At 51.6% G+C, this 16816-nt stretch carries 12 protein-coding genes; all 12 read left to right on the plus strand.

The window, feature by feature from the left end; genetic code table 11:
• The first annotated feature begins 363 nt into the window (after positions 1 to 363).
• A complete protein-coding gene (locus H8L47_RS04555; protein WP_186952056.1) occupies positions 364 to 3543 on the plus strand; it encodes an EAL domain-containing protein in 3180 nt (1059 codons plus the stop codon).
• A 503-nt stretch (positions 3544 to 4046) separates the two neighbouring features.
• Positions 4047 to 4475, plus strand: a complete 429-nt coding sequence (gene mraZ, locus H8L47_RS04560; RefSeq protein WP_186952057.1) for a division/cell wall cluster transcriptional repressor MraZ — start codon at positions 4047 to 4049, stop codon at positions 4473 to 4475.
• Between the two features lie 9 nt (positions 4476 to 4484).
• Complete coding sequence (gene rsmH / locus H8L47_RS04565) at positions 4485 to 5444, plus strand: 16S rRNA (cytosine(1402)-N(4))-methyltransferase RsmH (RefSeq protein WP_186952058.1); 960 nt, start codon at positions 4485 to 4487, stop codon at positions 5442 to 5444.
• Positions 5441 to 5716, plus strand: coding sequence for a cell division protein FtsL (gene ftsL, locus H8L47_RS04570; protein ID WP_186952059.1), 276 nt, complete (start codon positions 5441 to 5443; stop codon positions 5714 to 5716). The genes rsmH and ftsL overlap by 4 nt, the downstream gene beginning before the upstream one ends.
• Positions 5713 to 7476: a peptidoglycan D,D-transpeptidase FtsI family protein gene (locus tag H8L47_RS04575; RefSeq protein WP_186952060.1), complete on the plus strand. Its 1764-nt coding sequence runs from the start codon at positions 5713 to 5715 to the stop codon at positions 7474 to 7476. Before ftsL ends, H8L47_RS04575 begins: the two co-directional genes overlap by 4 nt.
• Positions 7476 to 9002 (plus strand): UDP-N-acetylmuramoyl-L-alanyl-D-glutamate--2,6-diaminopimelate ligase, encoded by a 1527-nt coding sequence (locus tag H8L47_RS04580; RefSeq protein ID WP_186952061.1) that lies wholly within the window; start codon positions 7476 to 7478, stop codon positions 9000 to 9002. Before H8L47_RS04575 ends, H8L47_RS04580 begins: the two co-directional genes overlap by 1 nt.
• On the plus strand, positions 9002 to 10420 hold the full coding sequence (locus H8L47_RS04585; protein ID WP_186952062.1) for a UDP-N-acetylmuramoyl-tripeptide--D-alanyl-D-alanine ligase: 1419 nt from the start codon (positions 9002 to 9004) through the stop codon (positions 10418 to 10420). The genes H8L47_RS04580 and H8L47_RS04585 overlap by 1 nt, the downstream gene beginning before the upstream one ends.
• 1 nt (position 10421) lies before the next feature.
• Positions 10422 to 11591 carry a phospho-N-acetylmuramoyl-pentapeptide-transferase gene (gene mraY / locus H8L47_RS04590; protein ID WP_186952063.1) on the plus strand — a complete coding sequence of 390 codons (1170 nt, stop codon included), beginning with the start codon at positions 10422 to 10424 and terminating at the stop codon, positions 11589 to 11591.
• A 19-nt stretch (positions 11592 to 11610) separates the two neighbouring features.
• Positions 11611 to 13116, plus strand: coding sequence for a UDP-N-acetylmuramoyl-L-alanine--D-glutamate ligase (murD, locus tag H8L47_RS04595; protein ID WP_186952064.1), 1506 nt, complete (start codon positions 11611 to 11613; stop codon positions 13114 to 13116).
• Positions 13117 to 13199: 83 nt separating this feature from the next.
• Entirely contained in the window at positions 13200 to 14333 is a 1134-nt protein-coding gene (gene ftsW / locus H8L47_RS04600; RefSeq protein ID WP_370868544.1) for a putative lipid II flippase FtsW, read from the plus strand.
• Between the two features lie 17 nt (positions 14334 to 14350).
• A complete protein-coding gene (gene murG / locus H8L47_RS04605; RefSeq protein WP_186953061.1) occupies positions 14351 to 15421 on the plus strand; it encodes an undecaprenyldiphospho-muramoylpentapeptide beta-N-acetylglucosaminyltransferase in 1071 nt (356 codons plus the stop codon).
• Positions 15418 to 16803: a UDP-N-acetylmuramate--L-alanine ligase gene (gene murC / locus H8L47_RS04610; protein ID WP_186952066.1), complete on the plus strand. Its 1386-nt coding sequence runs from the start codon at positions 15418 to 15420 to the stop codon at positions 16801 to 16803. Before murG ends, murC begins: the two co-directional genes overlap by 4 nt.
• The last annotated feature ends 13 nt before the right edge of the window (positions 16804 to 16816 follow it).

Raw genomic sequence — 16816 nt, forward strand, 5'->3', positions numbered from 1 at the left:
CCTTAGTTGTGCTCAGTTCACTATTTAACTCCCCCTTTACCTTTCCTTGTACAAAATACTGTCTTGGCCGCTAAGGTGGAGTCGGGGTTTCAGACAATAGATTGTCTGCCGACGTAACGAACCGCCCTTACTGTGCGGTTTCCTCAAGCACGGCCTTGCTGGGACAATTTTGTGTAAGTCCTACTATTTAATTTGCACATTTCTTTGGTTCCGTCCCAAACGTCCTCTCAATATGCCGCAGTCTGTGTCAGATTGTCGCCGTCAAGCATCATTCCTTGAAAGCAAGTCCTTGTTCTGAAAATACCAGTGGTACACTGGTGCAATGAGTTCTCATCGACGCTGTATCTACAACATTGCAAACGCATGGAGACTGGCGGTCTGAAAAAAGAGCGCGATTTGCCACTGATGGCTCTCGCATTTTGCATCTGCCTGATTGCAGCAGCGATCATAGGGCAGAGCTGGTGGTCTATAGCCCAAGATAAGACGTTGACCATCAATGCTGCGCAAGAGCATAATTTCCTGGCGGTACGCATACTCGACGAGCATGTCAGTGAGGTGGTGCGCGGCACCTTGCAGGTGATGAGTGTTGCTGGTGAAGAAGTGCTCTCGGAAACCAGGCTGGCATCCAGCGAGGAAAAACAACTGCAACAGATCCTGGCAATGCAAAGGCAGGATTCTGAATTCATTTATGCACTTTCGCTATTCAATCTCAAGGGTGAACGACAGGCTTCCAGCCTGTCCATGAATACCGGACCTGGGCAGATACAAGATCAGCAACACATCAAATTCTTGCTGGACCGCCCTGACGACAGCAAAGTCGTGCTGGGCCAGGCTTATCAATTGCCACGGACCGGGCAGTGGATTTTGCCTGTGGCCAGGAATTTTTTTGATCAGGATGGTCGGCGCGCTGGCTTGATACAGGCTGACATACAACTGCGCTATCTTTATGATTTCTATGAGCGCATCGCCCTTGGTAGTGGTGCCAGTATTGCCTTGTACGATGAAGCTGGTAAAAAACTGGCCGGGGCGCAGGCCGGAGTGGTACAGAACGAGCGTGAATTCACGCGGTCTGTGGTCGATAGCATCGTGCGTAATAAATCGGATGAGGGTGCTTTACGCGATGAGCGTGGGGATGGTAAAGGCTGGTTGATCAGCTATCGCCGTATCAATGGCTTGCCACTGATTCTGGTGTATGCCAGGGAAACCAACGCCATACTCGCAGACTGGAATATCAGGGTTGCGCAAAAAATCATGGTCACAGCAGTGACTGCCGGCCTTATTATTATTTTGGCATTATTGCTACTATGGCAAATTCGTCATTTGCGCGATTCCAAAAATCGTCTGGAAGCCAGTGAGAGCCGTTATCGGCTCTTGTATCAGGGTGCGCAAGATGCCATCCTGCTCATTAGTCGTGATTATATCTATGTAGATTGCAACCCTGCCGCAGTCGCTTTTTTTGGCGTCACTAGCCAGGATGAAGTCATAGGCCGCAAGGTTGGCAGCTTTTCTCCCAGTGTGCAGACTGTTGCCGGTTATGCCACGCAGGACAAGGATGTGCTGGTGGCCACCCTGATAGATCAGGCTTTCAAGGGGCAGGCGCAGCGCTTTGAATGGGTCACCATGCGCAACGACCAGATACAGCACAGTGAGATATCGCTGAGCCGGGTCGAGGTCGAGGGCGAAATGCTCTTGTTTTGCGTAGAACGTGATATCAATGCGCGCAAATACTCTGAGTTGTTGATCGCCGGACAAAATCGTCTGTTGAAACTCATCGGTGGCGATGATGACTTGTCTTCGATACTGGAAGCGATCAGCAAATTTGTTGAAAATCTCTGTCCTCACTGGCGCTGCGGAATACAGTTGCTGGCCGAAGACAAGCGTAGCTTTGCCCAGGCTACGGGTATTCACTTCCCCGAAATCCTGCTGGCCCAGATACCGGGCATGACAGTCACGCATGGTAGTGGTATCTGGTCCGAGGCGGTACTTGGCATGCAGCAAGTCTGGCTGAATGATTTCTTGCGTGCACCCGCCATGCAATTTGTGAATGGTGTAGAAACCTTGACCGAATTTTCTTCTTGCGCTGCCTGGCCTATCATAGGCAAGAATGGTCAGTTGCTGGGTAGCTTCAGCCTGTTTTCTTATAGTCGCGAACCACTCAGTGAAAAAGACCAGGGTTTGATCAGGATCACTGTGGATATTGCCGGGATTGCCATCGAGGGCCGTCGTTCTGAAAAGAAAATCATGCAGCTCGCCCATTACGATGAGCTGACTGGTTTGCCTAACCGCTTTTTGTATAACCAGCATCTGGCCCGTTCACTCGCCATTGCGGAGCGTAACCGCAGCCAGCTCGCGGTGCTTTTCCTCGATTTGGACCGCTTCAAGAATATCAACGACACCTTTGGTCATGATGAGGGTGATCATGTCTTGCGCACGGTGGCGCGCAGTTTCCGGCAGTGTTTGCGCGAATCCGACATTATCGCCAGGATAGGTGGTGATGAATTCATATTGCTGATCGACCAGTTCAGCGAAGCGCGTGATCTCGGCGATGTGGCTGACAAGCTTTTATATGCTGCTGCCCAGCCTTTTGAAATAAACGGGCAGGAATGCCAGCTCAGTGCCAGCATTGGTATTGCCACTTTCCCCGCCGATGGCAGGGATGCCCAGACCCTACTGAAGAATGCCGACATCGCCATGTACAAGGCGAAAAACAAGGGTAAGGATAATTACCAGTTCTATGCTTCCGAGATGAATACCCACACCGTGGAAAGACTGGCCTTTGAGGCGAGGCTGCGCAGGGCGCTGGAAAGACGGGAATTCGTCGTCCACTACCAGCCCAAACTGGACGTGATGACTGAGCGCATCGTGGGTGCCGAGGCTCTGGTGCGCTGGAACCATCCTGAGCGCGGCTTGTTGTCACCAGTAGAGTTCATCTCTCTGGCCGAAGAAGCTGGGCTGATAGCCCGTCTGGGGATGTTGGTGCTGGACATTGCCTGCCGTGACATCCTGAGTTTTCGCAATGTCGACAAAAACTTTGGGCGTGTGGCCATCAATTTGTCTGGCGCCCAGTTCAATGATGTACATATGTTGGAAGAAGTAAAAAGCGTCGTGGATTTTTGGCGTGTCCCATCCAATTCCATTGAATTTGAGATTACCGAAAGCATGGTCATGCATAACCGCGAGCAGGCAATCTTGCTCATGGATGGCCTCAAGGAAGCTGGATTTACACTGTCCATCGATGATTTTGGTACTGGTTATTCATCGCTGGCCTACCTGAAACGTTTTCCTGTCGATAGTGTCAAGGTTGATCGTTCCTTCATCAGGGACATACCTGATGACCCGAATGACACTGCCATCGTATTGGCCATCGTTGCCATGGCACACACGCTGGGTATCAAGGTGATTGCCGAGGGTGTCGATTCAGCCACGCAACTGGAAACCTTGCGTGAATGCAAGTGTGACGAGTTTCAGGGTTTTTACTTCAGCAAGGCCGTCGCTGATAAGGAGTTTTTGCAATTATTGCAGCGCCAGAACAGAGGGGCTTGACTTCTTCATATCGTCAGGCAGCGTGGTCCATGAATTGTGCCGAAAAATCGCCTGAGTAGCTATAAATTCAGCGATAATCAGGCCCCTTGTCTATTTTCCTCAGCACATCAACGTTTATTAATTGTCACTTCAGCGGCTAAAAAGCGGCGAACTTCTCTTTCCTGCAGGCATTTCTCCTAAGTTTCCCATCCCAAAACGCAACATCAGGGATAAACACATGGTTATATGTAAGGCGCTACTTTCACTATGGTGCGTAAGTGCCTAATTTATCAGGATAAATTGTTGGGAGTTGTCCGCGCTCAACCTCAAGTGTTCGCGCTAAGTCATTGACTTCATTAGAAATTTTCCAAATTTACCGAGCAAATACGCTTGACCACGCTCAAGTCATCCTCTAAAGTGGGCATTAGTGTGAAAAAGTGTAATTTTGTGGAACAGAATAAGCAAATTCGCTTACATTCCATGCTTGGTCGGACATACAGATTTTCAGGAAGAAGGTAGATAGCGTGTTTCAGGGGGCGTCCTCACTTAATCTCGATGCAAAAGGCAGGATGTCCATTCCTGCCCGGCACCGTGACGCGCTCAATGTACAGTGCGAAGGCCGGATTACCCTGACCCGTCACCCTGACGGTTGCCTATTACTGTTTCCGCGTCCTACCTGGGAATCCCATCGTGAACAAATCGCAGCCTGGCCGATACAGGCGCGCGACTGGAAACGTATTTTTCTGGGCAACGCTTTTGATGTGGAAATGGATAGCGCCGGCCGTATTCTGGTTGCGCCTGAATTGCGTAGTGCTGTAGGCATGCAGCGCGATGTCATGTTGCTTGGAATGGGCAGCCATTTTGAGATATGGGATGCTGCCAAACTGGCGGAAAACGAAGCGAAAGCCATTGCTGGCGGCGCTCCTGATGTATTAAACAATTTTTCTTTCTGATCGCGGGCAATGGGCATTCAGCAAGCGGCAGATTTTACGCACCAGACTGTGCTATTGCATGAGGCTGTAGACGCTCTCGGCATCACTGATCAGCGTGCCAGCGGGATTTATGTAGACGGCACCTTTGGCCGTGGCGGACATAGTCGCCTGCTTTTGTCGCAACTGGGCAGCAATGGCCGCCTGATTGCTTTTGACAAGGACACCCAGGCAATCGCCAGTGCAGCAGAAATACAAGACCCGCGTTTTCATATCGTACATGACAGTTTTGCCGCTATCGGTGAAGCCTTGCCTGAGCTTGGCGTGAGCAAGGTTGATGGCATCTTGATGGATTTAGGTATTTCATCCCCGCAAGTGGATGATGCCAGTCGGGGTTTCAGCTTCAGGTCGGATGGCCCGCTTGACATGCGCATGGATACCACGCGTGGCATTTCTGCAGCCGAATGGCTGGCAACTGCCGAAGAAGAACAAATTACGGAGGTTATAAAAAATTATGGGGAAGAACGGTTTGCTTTTCAGATTGCAAAGGCGATTGTTGCTCGCAGGAAAACAGACGCCATTCGTGGAACACGACAGCTCGCAGAAATCGTCGCACACGCCGTCAAAACTCGCGAGAAGGGTAAAGACCCGGCAACTCGCACCTTTCAGGCTATACGGATTTTCATCAATAAGGAGCTTGAAGATCTCGAAATAGGTCTGGCGGCAGCATATCAGGCCCTGGCTCCATATGGGCGCATGTCGGTGATCAGTTTTCACTCTCTGGAAGACCGTATTGTGAAGCAGTTCTTTGCTTCCAAGGTCAAGGTCGAGCAGCCTGATCGTCGCCTGCCGATACGTCATATTGATTTGCCGCAGCCGCAGATGCGCTTGTTGAACCGCATCAAGCCTTCCGAGGCTGAGGTCAGTGCCAATCCGCGTTCGCGCTCGGCAATCCTGCGGGTGGCAGAGCGTTTGCCTGGAGGGGGGGCATGAGTACCCGTCTCAATATTACGCTGGTGGTTGCCTTGGTGGCCTGTGCCTTGTCGCTGATAAATTCTCAGTACCAGGCACGTCGCCTGTTTATAGAGCTGGAGCGTGAGCAAAGTTTAAGCAAGCAGTATGAATTGCAATGGACGCAACTGAAACTCGATCAATCCACTTTTGGCAAGCATGCACGCATAGAAACAACTGCTGAACGCGAATTGAATATGGTGGCGGTGACGCCTGATCGTACCCAGTATCTCAAGGCAGCGGAGACAAAATGAGCAGATCAGCCAGTACATCCCGTACCGCCGCTGCACGCGGTGTCGCCTTTTCTTCCAGCCCTGTGCTGGACGTGAAGCTGCCTGCCTGGCGTTCGCGCTTCGTGCTGTTTTTATTGTTTGCCGCTTTTATCGCACTGATTGCGAAAGCACTTTATTTGCAGGGATTTAGTACGAAGTTTTTGATTGGGCAGGGAGAGAATCGCTATGCCCGCACCCTGGAATTACCGGCCACCCGCGGCAAGATCACTGACCGCAATGGTCAGGTGCTGGCCTCATCCGTACCTGTGAAAGCCATCTGGGCTATTCCTGATGACGTGCTGGAAGCACCCAAAGAAAAAATACAGCAACTGGCTAAATTGCTGGGCATGACAGAGGCTGAATTGCGCAAGAAGCTCGACTCTGACCGTCAGTTTGTGTATCTGAAACGTCAGGTCGAGCCTGCCATTTCGGATCAGGTCGTTGCTCTTGGCATCCCCGGAATTGAAACCCGGAAAGAATACAAACGCTATTATCCTGAAGGTGAAGTCATGGCCCATGTGGTCGGCTTTACCAATGTTGAAGATGTAGGGCAAGAAGGCATAGAGCTGGCATCGGAAAAAAACCTGGCGGGTAAGACCGGGAGTCGCCGTGTCATCAAGGACAGGCTGGGCCACATTGTGGAAGACTTGCAAGCCGTGCGTCCGCCGCATGATGGCAAAGACTTGACCCTGTCGATAGACAGCAAGATTCAATACATCGCATTCACGCACCTGAAAGAAGCACTCGAAAAGCATAAGGCCAAGGCTGGCGGTGCAGTCGTGCTGGATGTGCAAACTGGTGAAGTGCTGGCCCTGGTGAATCTGCCGACTTACAACCCGAATGACCGCTCAGTCTTGACCGGAGCGCAATTGCGCAACCGTGTGATGACCGACACCTTTGAGCCTGGGTCCACCATGAAACCGGTGACCGTGGCACTGGCTCTGGAAACTGGCAGGGTCACACCTGACACTGTATTTCACACTGCGCCTGGTGTCATGTCAATTGGTCCGGCACTCATACATGATGCGCACAAACAAGGTTCTTTAACCGTTGCGCAAGTTATACAAAAATCATCGAATATAGGTACAGTGAAAATGGCATTGCAAATGCCGCCACAAGAAATGTGGGAAATGTTCACCACCTTAGGGTTCGGTCAGCAGCCCAAATTCGGTTTTCCTGGCGCAGTTGCCGGGCGTTTGCGTAATTACAAAAACTGGCGTCCTGTCGAACAGGCAACCATGAGCTACGGCCACGGTATCTCGGTATCGCTGATACAGATGGCGCGTGCCTATATGATTTTCGCCAGGAATGGTGACCTGATACCTCTTACTTTCCAAAAATCGGCTGAACTGCCGCATGGCACACATGTGATTTCTGAAAAGACCGCAAAACAAATGCGCCTGATGATGGAGTCTGTGACTGAGCCAGGCGGCACTGCCACGCAGGCACGTATTGCTGGTTATCGCGTGGCTGGCAAAACCGGGACTGCCCACAAGCTTGAGGGTGGCCGTTATGTTAATAAATATCTGGTTGACTTCATAGGCTTCGCGCCTGTTTCAAACCCGCGTGTCATCGTGGCTGTGATGGTAGATGAACCAACAGCCGGAGGCCACTTTGCCGGACCTGTAGCAGCACCGGTTTTTGCTTCGATTATGGCGAATGTCTTGCGTTCACTGAATGTGCCACCGGACTCTTCCGTCACCAGCATTATTCCTGAGGAAAGTATACAGGAAAGCTTGTAATGACAAAGAAAAATACAACTATGATAGAAATCCTGGACTGGCTGAAGCTGCATGCGCCGAATGCGCAATTGCGCTCAGATTCCCGCTCCATACAGACCGGAGATGTCTTTTTCGCCTTGCTCACTTCTATCACCGATAGTCGTGCGCATATAGCCCATGCCATTGCCAATGGCGCAGTCGCTATCGTGTATGAGGCCGATAATTTTGTTTGGGATGAGACACTAAACACCCCTCATCTGGCGGTGCCAGATTTGCAGGAAGTGGCTGGTCACGTCGCTCATGCATGGCATGGCCAGCCTGATCAAGGCTGGTTCAATGTTGCCGTGACCGGTACGAATGGCAAGACTTCCTGCACGCAATGGATAGCCAAAGCCCTGTCGCTGAGTGGCACACCTGCTGCCGTCATCGGCACGCTGGGGATAGGCCAGTACCGCAATGGCATACTAGGGCAATTGGCAGAAACTGGTTACACCACACCAGACGCAATAGGCTTGCAGCAAAAACTGGCAGACTTACAGCGCGGTGGCGCGCAGGCGCTGGCGATAGAAGCTTCTTCCATAGGTTTGCATCAAGGGCGTTTGAATGGCCTGCATTTTGATGTCGCGGTGCTGACCAATCTGACGCGTGATCATCTGGATTATCACGGTGATATGCAGGGCTATGCTGCGGCGAAAACCAAACTATTTGATTGGCAGGGTTTGGGCGCGGCTGTCATCAATCTGGATGATTCCTATGGGCTGGAATTGGTGAAGCATCTGCAAGCCAGTCAGCCCAATACAAAACTGCTGGGCTATAGTCTGGAAAAAGCCATCATGCCTGAGATAGCTGCGCTGGTTGCCAGCAATCTGAAAACGAGCCATATTGGTACCAGCTTCCATCTTGAATCTCCATTTGGTGCGGCACAAGTCAAGACCCAGTTGATAGGCAAGTTCAATGTCAGCAATATCCTGGCGGTGCTCGCCGTGTTGCTGAGCAAGGGCATTGCGCTGAACAAGGCTGTGGGCATCATAGAAAAGCTGACGCCTGTTCCTGGTCGCATGCAATTGCTGGGTACTGCTGGTCATGTCATGGTCGTCATTGATTATGCGCATACCCCTGATGCCCTTGAAAAAACCCTGGAGGCCTTGCAGCAAGTAGCGCAAGAAAGAGCAGGGGCTTTGTGGTGTGTGTTCGGTTGCGGCGGTGACCGCGACCCAGGCAAACGTCCACAAATGGGCAAGATTGCTGAACTGGCGCAACATGTCGTTGTCACCAGCGATAATCCACGTAGCGAGAACCCTAACCAGATTATTCAGGATATCCTGAAAGGCATGACGACTACGCCGCAAGTCATCGAAGACCGCGCCAATGCGATCTTGTATGCGATCAAGCATGCCGGTCATCATGATGTGGTTTTGCTGGCTGGCAAAGGCCATGAAACCTATCAGGACATCAACGGCAAGAAATGGCCTTTCTCTGACGAAGAACATGCCGCGCTTTCTCTCGCTACTGTCGCAACCAGCGGCAATATAAAGAGGGGAAGTTGATGAAATTTTCTCTTCAGGAATTGCAGGCTGCTCTGCCTGCGGCGTCACTGACTGGCGATACTGGGTCCACCATCCATATAACTGGACTGACCACTGATAGCCGCAAAGTCGGTGCTGGCGATGTATTCGTCGCCCTGCGTGGCGAAAACTTTGATGCCCACGACTTTTTGTCGCAAGTAGCGGCTGCCGGTGCAGCCGCAGTAATCGCCGAACGTTTGCCAGCAGATTTCAAGTTACCTGCATTGGTGGTCACAGACAGCAAACTGGCCCTGGCACAAGTTGGCAGATTCTGGCGTCAAAAATTTGACCTGCCTGTCATCGGTGTGACAGGCAGTAATGGCAAGACCACCGTCAAGGAAATGATTTCTTCGATCTTGGCTGCAGCCTATGGTGCAGAAGATCGTCTGGCGACTGCTGGTAATCTGAATAATGAAATCGGCGTACCCCTGACCATCATGCAATTGCATGCTGGGCACAAGGCGGCTGTCATAGAAATGGGCATGAACCATCCTGGCGAAATCGCCTTGCTGGCATCTGCTGCCATGCCTACAGTGGCACTGGTCAATAATGCCCAGCGAGAACACCAGGAATTCATGCAAAGCGTGGAAGCCGTTGCGCGCGAAAACGGTGTGGCGATACAGTATCTGCCTGATGATGGCGTAGCTGTATTTCCTGCCAACGATACTTACAGTTCCTTATGGCAATCCTTTGCGTCTGAACGCGGTCAGCGTAAAACCCTGACTTTTGGCTTAACGCCTGATGCCGATGTGCATGCCACTTACCTGCCTAGTGTGTTTGGCAGTGACCTGCAAATCAACCTGGCTGGCCAGGTCTTGTCAGTACGCTTGAATGCCGCAGGTCAGCACAATGTCTTGAATGCACTTGCCGCTGCAGCTTGCTGCCATGCGGCTGGTGTCAGCAAAGAATCCATCGTTGCGGGCCTGGAAAATTTCGCCCCCGTCAATGGCCGGCTGCAACGCAAGCAAGCCAAATGTGGTGCGACTGTCATTGATGACAGCTACAACGCTAATCCAGATTCAGTTCGTGCTGCCATTGATGTGCTGGCACAAATTGGTGGCGACACCACGCTGGTGCTTGGTGACATGGGTGAGGTTGGTGAAAACGGCGCTCAGTTCCACCATGAAATTGGTGAATATGCGCAGCAGCGCGGCGTCAAAAAGCTTTTCTTACTGGGTGAGTTGGTTGCCCATGCGGCGCAAGGCTATGGCGCAGGTGCGCAGCATTTCGCCAGTGTGGAAAACCTTTGCCAGAACCTCGATGCGCAAACTGCGGCTGGTACGGTAGTGCTGGTCAAGGGCTCACGTTTCATGAAAATGGAAAGAGTCGTCGCCCATCTGCTGGCAGCAGACGATAAAGAAATAAATACATTACAACAAAAAATAATAGGGAATCACTAGTATGTTGCTCTGGTTGGCTGAAATGTTAAAGCAGGATATAGGCTGGCTGCGCGTATTCGGGTTTATTACCTTCCGCGCAGTATTTGCCACGATGACGGCCATCTCCATCGGTATTTTTGCAGGTCCAGCGGTCATACGCATGCTGACCCGGCTCAAGGTAGGCCAGGCTGTGCGCAGCTATGGCATGGAAACACATCTTGTCAAATCCGGCACACCTACCATGGGTGGCGTGCTGGTCTTGATCTCCATTGGTATTTCCACTTTGTTGTGGGGTGATCTGAGTAACCGCTTTATCTGGGTCGTGATGATAGTCACCCTTGGATTTGGTGCAGTGGGCTGGGTCGATGATTATCGCAAGGTGGTTTATAAAGACCCAGAAGGCATGCGTTCCAGGGAAAAATATTTCTGGCAATCGTTGATCGGTTTGATTGCTGCTTTTTATCTGGCATTTTCTGTTTCGGCGCCGAGTAACTCAAAAGTGCTGGAGTTGTTTATTGCCTGGGTACAGTCCGGTTTCAATATGGATCTGCCACCCAAGGCAGATTTGCTCGTGCCTTTCTTTAAAAGTATCAGCTATCCCCTTGGTGTCTGGGGATTTATTGCTTTGACTTATTGTGTCATCGTCGGTACCAGCAATGCCGTGAATTTTACTGATGGCCTGGATGGCCTGGCCATCATGCCTACCATCATGGTCGGTTCTGCTCTGGGTCTGTTTGCGTACCTGACGGGTAATGTGGGTTATTCCAAATATCTGCTGATACCGCATATACCAGGTGCCGGTGAATTGCTGATTTTCTGTGGTGCGATGGCGGGTGCTGGCCTGGCTTTCCTCTGGTTCAATGCCCACCCTGCGCAGGTGTTCATGGGTGACGTAGGTGCGCTGGCCTTGGGTGGTGCGCTGGGTACGGTGGCTGTCATCGTCAGGCAAGAGATAGTGTTGTTCATCATGGGCGGTATTTTTGTGGCAGAGACTGTGTCGGTCATGCTGCAAGTCACTTACTTCAAGTACACCAAGAGAAAATATGGCGAAGGCCGCCGCTTGTTGTTGATGGCACCTTTGCATCATCACTTTGAGAAAAAAGGCTGGAAAGAAACCCAGGTTGTCGTGCGTTTCTGGATCATCACTATGTTGCTGGTGCTGATAGGTTTGTCTTCACTGAAGTTACGTTAAAAAGATAGATATAGAGTTTATGGATTTTTCTGGCAAACATGTACTGGTTCTTGGCCTGGGTGAAACCGGGCTGGCGATGGCGCAATGGCTGTTGCGCGCCGGTGCGCGCCTGCGTGTTGCCGATACTCGCGAAGTGCCAGATAGATTGCCGCAATTGCAGGCAGTGTCAGATCAGGTGGAATTTGTAGGTGGAGCTTTCACACAGGCTTTGCTGGATGATATCGAGTTGATGGCAGTTAGCCCTGGTTTGTCTCCACTGCGCGAATTGCAGGAACTGTTACCTGTTGCGGCTGAAAAAAATATCCCGGTCTGGGGCGAGATAGAATTATTTGCACAAGCTCTGCTAGCTTTGAAAGCTGAGCGCGAATATCAACCCAAAGTCATCGCCATCACTGGCACGAACGGAAAAACCACGGTCACAAGCCTGGTTGGTTTGCTGGTAGAACGCGCCGGTTTGACAGTTAAAGTTGCAGGCAATATCAGCCCGGCAGTGCTTGATGTATTGCGTGAATGTCTGGAGCAAGACAGCCTGCCGCAAGTCTGGGTGCTGGAATTATCCAGCTTCCAGTTGCATACCACACATAGCCTGCAGGCAGATGTGGCAACGGTATTGAATATCACCCAGGATCATCTGGACTGGCATGGCAGCCTGCAAGCATATTGCGCTGACAAGGCAAGGATTTTTGGCGAACAGACTTTGCAAGTCTTGAACCGCGATGATTCGCTCGTCATGTCCATGGCAAAGCCACTTGGCAATGCGGTCAGCTTTGGTGTCGATGCGCCTAAACATTTGGCTGATCTGGGTTTGCTGAATGAACATGGCATGGGTTGGCTGGTGGTAGCAAATCCAGCAGAAGATGCACCAGTCGTCACGAATAGCCGTCGCAAGAAAAAAGAAGTGGAAGAAATGCCGGTCATCGTCAGTCGTCTGATGCCGACCGACGCCCTGCAAATCCGTGGCCAGCATAATGCCACTAATGCACTGGCTGCGTTGGCTTTGTGCCGTGGCATAGGTTTGTCATTCGCCCCATTACTGCATGGCTTGCGTGATTACAAGGGTGAGCCGCACAGGGTAGAGCAGGTTGCTAATATAGCCGGGGTTGATTACATCGACGACAGCAAAGGTACGAATGTTGGTGCCACGGTCGCCGCTTTGAAGGGGCTGGGGCAACAGTCTGATGCATTGCACAAGCGGATTATTTTGATTGCTGGTGGCGAAGGCAAGGGACAGGATTTTTTTCCGCTGGCTGATCCGGTGGAACGGTATACCAAGGCCGTCATCCTCATCGGTAAAGCCAAAGAAGAATTGCAACAAGCACTGAGCATTTCGGGTGTGCCGCTGCACGACTTGGCAACACTGGAAACGGCAGTACAGGCCGCCGCTGAATTGGCAGCAGACGGCGATATCGTTTTGCTGTCGCCGGCTTGCGCCAGTCTGGACATGTTCCGTAATTATGCGCATCGCGCCCAGGTGTTTGTAGATGCGGTACGTGAAGTTGCCTTGGCACGCGGGGAGATTTGCTGATGCGTCAGCTCCTGCTCCCACTGCAGAGATGGTCTCCATTTGGCAAGCCGCCAGTGGATACCAATCTGGTGAGCAGGTCCAAGATGATGGATTATGACCAGCACTTGGTATGGGTCACAGTCATTCTGATGCTGTTTGGCATGGTCATGGTGTATTCGGCATCGATCTCTTTGCCAGATTCGCCCAAGTATGCCAACTACAAGAATTCGCATTTTCTCATGCGCCAGGCCATGTTTGTAGTGGTCTCCCTGACTGCTGGTGCCATCGTATTTCGCATACCTGTGGCGATCTTGCAAAAGTATGCGCCTTACTTGTTTGTGGCGACTCTGGTATTGCTGGTGGCTGTGCTGATACCAGGTCTGGGTAAAGGCGTGAATGGTGCCAAGCGCTGGTTGTCTTTCAAGGGCCTGAATTTGCAACCATCAGAATTGATGAAGTTGTTCATGGTTTTGTATGCTGCTGACTATACCGTGCGCAAGCAGGAATACATGCATAAACTGACCAAGGGTTTTGTACCCATGCTGGCAGCGGTTGGCATGGTGGGCTTGTTGCTCTTGCTGGAGCCTGACCTGGGTGCTTTTGGTGTCATCGTTTGTATCGCTATGGGCATCCTGTTTTTGGGTGGCATCAATGGCGTCTGGTTCGGTGGAATTGCAGCAACCCTGATTGGTATTTTTACTGCTGTGATTTTGGCATCGCCGTGGCGGCGTGAGCGTATTTTTGCTTACTTGAATCCATTCGAAGAGGATCATGCGCTGGGCAAGGCTTACCAGTTGACGCATTCCCTGATTGCCTTTGGCCGTGGTGAGTTATTTGGCGTAGGTCTGGGTGCCAGCGTACAAAAACTGCATTATTTGCCAGAAGCACATACAGATTTTTTGCTGGCTGTCATCGGAGAAGAGCTGGGCTTCGTTGGTGTCATGGTGGTAGTGCTTTTATTTTACTGGTTGCTGAAACGTGCTTTCGAAATTGGCAGACAAGCGATAGCACTGGATCAAACCTTTGCCGGTTTGCTGGCCAAGGGCATAGGTATCTGGATAGGTGTACAGGCGTTTATTAATATGGGGGTTAACCTGGGCTTATTGCCAACTAAAGGTTTGACCCTGCCTTTGATGAGTTATGGTGGTTCTGGTGTCATGATTAATTGTGTAGGTTTAGCGATCTTGTTGCGTGTCGATTATGAAAACCGCATGTTGATGCGTGGGGGGCGCCCATGAGCCAGGATATTCAGAAAATGCCAAGGAAATTGCTGATCATGGCAGCTGGTACAGGTGGGCATATTTTCCCTGGCCTGGCAATTGCCGACATCATGCGTGAACGCGGCTGGCAAGTCAGCTGGCTGGGCACGCAGATAGGCATGGAAGGGCAAATCGTGCCCAAGCACAATATCGCCATGGACAATATTGATTTCTCTGGCCTGCGTGGCAAGGGTTGGCAACATACGGTCAGCGGTACTTTCAAGCTGGTGAAGAGTTTCTTTAGCTGCTTTAGTATTATTGGCCGTCGTCAGCCTGATGTGGTCCTGGGCATGGGCGGTTATGTGACTGTACCTGGCGGCATCATGGCTGCCTTGCGTGGTAAGCCGGTGGTCTTGATGAATGCCGATGCGGCATTGTTGTTGTCGAACAAGGCTTTGCGTCCTTTTGCCAGTAAATTGCTGTTTGGCCTGCCATCGGCAACAGTGACTGCGGATAGCAAAACGACTGTCATCGGCAACCCGATACGCAAAGAAATTTGCGAACTGCCCGCGCCAGCAACACGTTATGCAGCACGCACTGGCCCTTTGCGCATACTGGTGGTGGGTGGCAGTTTGGGTGCAAAAGTATTGAATGATGCGGTACCTCAAGCTGTGGCTTTGTTGCCAGAAGCCCAGCGTCCACTGATTACGCACCAGTCTGGCAAACAGCATATAGAAGCCTTGCGCCAGAGTTATGCGCAGGCAGGTGTGCAGGCAGAGGTACTGGATTTTATCGACGACATGCCACGTCGCTATGCCGAGGCTGATCTGGTGATTTGCCGCGCCGGTGCGATTACGGTCTCTGAATTAACTGCTGCTGGTGTGGCCAGCATACTCGTGCCTTTCATGGCGTCGAGTACTTCACACCAAAAAGAAAACGCCATCTGGATGGCAGGGCAAACAGCCGCCATCCATTTGCCACAAACTGAATTAAGTCCAGCCTTGCTGGCAGAGAAATTAAAAGTACTGGACAGAGCGCAATGCCTGGCGATGGCTGAAACAGCCTACGTCCTGGGGCAGCGCGAAGCCAGTGCCAACATCGCCCATATTCTGGAAGCATTAGCATGAAACACAAAGTCAAACACATCCATTTTGTAGGCATAGGCGGCTCAGGCATGAGCGGCATCGCCGAAGTCTTGCTGAACCTGGGATACACCATATCAGGTTCAGACCTTGGCAGCAATGCCGCCTCAAAACGCCTGGCGCAACTGGGCGCAAACGTCATGCTGGGTCATGCCGCTGAAAATATCGCAGGTGCAGATGCCGTCGTGACTTCGACCGCTGTAAAAGGCGACAACCCGGAAGTCATCGCTGCCCGCGCCAAGCATATCCCCATCGTGCCACGCGCAATGATGCTGGCAGAACTCATGCGCCTGAAAAGCGGTATCGCGATTGCTGGAACGCATGGCAAGACCACCACTACCAGCCTGGTCGCCAGTGTTTTGGCGCAGGGTGGTCTGGACCCGACTTTCGTGATTGGCGGTTTGCTCAATAGTGCAGGTGCCAACGCCAAACTGGGCAGTGGCGATTTCATCGTGGCAGAAGCCGATGAATCAGATGCTTCTTTCCTCAATCTTTTGCCAGTGATCGAAGTCATCACCAATATCGATGCCGACCATATGGAAACCTATGGTCATGACTTCGCCCGCCTGAAGCAGGCTTTCATCGAATTTACCCAGCGCCTGCCATTCTACGGTGTTGCAGTCTTGTGCCTGGATGATGCGAATGTGCGTGAAATAATGCCCTTTGTTTCCAAGCCCATCGTTACCTATGGCTTCCATGCAGATGCCGATGTACGCGCAGTTGATGCTACAGCCGCTAATGGCAAGATGCATTTCACGGTAGTGCAAGATGGCTATGAGAATATGCAGGTCAGCCTGAACCAGCCTGGCATGCACAATGTACAAAATGCCTGCGCAGCGATTGCGATTGCGCGTGAAGTTGGTGTCAGTGATGAGGCGACTCAAAAAGCCCTGAGCGAATTCAATGGCGTGGGGCGCCGCTTCACCCGTTATGGCGAAATCGCCCTGGCAAATGGTGGAACTTTCGCCCTGGTTGATGATTATGGTCATCACCCTGTTGAAATGGCCGCCACCCTGGCAGCGGCTCGCGGTGCTTATCCAGGTCGCCGATTGGTATTGGCTTTCCAGCCGCATCGCTATACCCGCACCCGCGATTTGTTTGAAGATTTTGTACGTGTGATTTCTGATGCCGATGCAGTCGTGCTGGCAGAAGTGTATGCCGCAGGTGAAGCACCAATACTGGCAGCAGATGGCCGGTCCCTGTCCCGCGCCTTGCGCGTCATGGGCAAGGTCGAGCCAGTATTTGTCGAAGACATACTGGAAATGCCCGACAGCATCGTGCGGATATTGAAAGATGGCGATGTGGTCATCGTCATGGGCGCTGGTTCCATCAATGCTGTGCCGGCAAAACTGGCGCAGTCAGTGTAAATGTAGAAAACAA

Origin of the sequence: Undibacterium umbellatum (genome assembly GCF_014284125.1) — a bacterium.
GTDB lineage: Bacteria > Pseudomonadota > Gammaproteobacteria > Burkholderiales > Burkholderiaceae_D > Undibacterium > Undibacterium umbellatum.

Excerpts from the sequence above, each read along its gene's own strand:
- murG (WP_186953061.1), top strand. The coding sequence starts at position 14,351 with ATGCCAAGGAAATTGCTGATCATGGCAGCTGGTACAGGTGGGCATATT.
- ftsW (WP_370868544.1), top strand. The coding sequence starts at position 13,200 with ATGATGGATTATGACCAGCACTTGGTATGGGTCACAGTCATTCTGATG.
- murC (WP_186952066.1), top strand. The coding sequence starts at position 15,418 with ATGAAACACAAAGTCAAACACATCCATTTTGTAGGCATAGGCGGCTCA.
- murD (WP_186952064.1), top strand. The coding sequence starts at position 11,611 with ATGGATTTTTCTGGCAAACATGTACTGGTTCTTGGCCTGGGTGAAACC.
- H8L47_RS04580 (WP_186952061.1), top strand. The coding sequence starts at position 7,476 with ATGACAAAGAAAAATACAACTATGATAGAAATCCTGGACTGGCTGAAG.
- ftsL (WP_186952059.1), top strand. The coding sequence starts at position 5,441 with ATGAGTACCCGTCTCAATATTACGCTGGTGGTTGCCTTGGTGGCCTGT.
- mraY (WP_186952063.1), top strand. The coding sequence starts at position 10,422 with ATGTTGCTCTGGTTGGCTGAAATGTTAAAGCAGGATATAGGCTGGCTG.
- H8L47_RS04555 (WP_186952056.1), top strand. The coding sequence starts at position 364 with ATGGAGACTGGCGGTCTGAAAAAAGAGCGCGATTTGCCACTGATGGCT.
- H8L47_RS04585 (WP_186952062.1), top strand. The coding sequence starts at position 9,002 with ATGAAATTTTCTCTTCAGGAATTGCAGGCTGCTCTGCCTGCGGCGTCA.
- H8L47_RS04575 (WP_186952060.1), top strand. The coding sequence starts at position 5,713 with ATGAGCAGATCAGCCAGTACATCCCGTACCGCCGCTGCACGCGGTGTC.
- rsmH (WP_186952058.1), top strand. The coding sequence starts at position 4,485 with ATGGGCATTCAGCAAGCGGCAGATTTTACGCACCAGACTGTGCTATTG.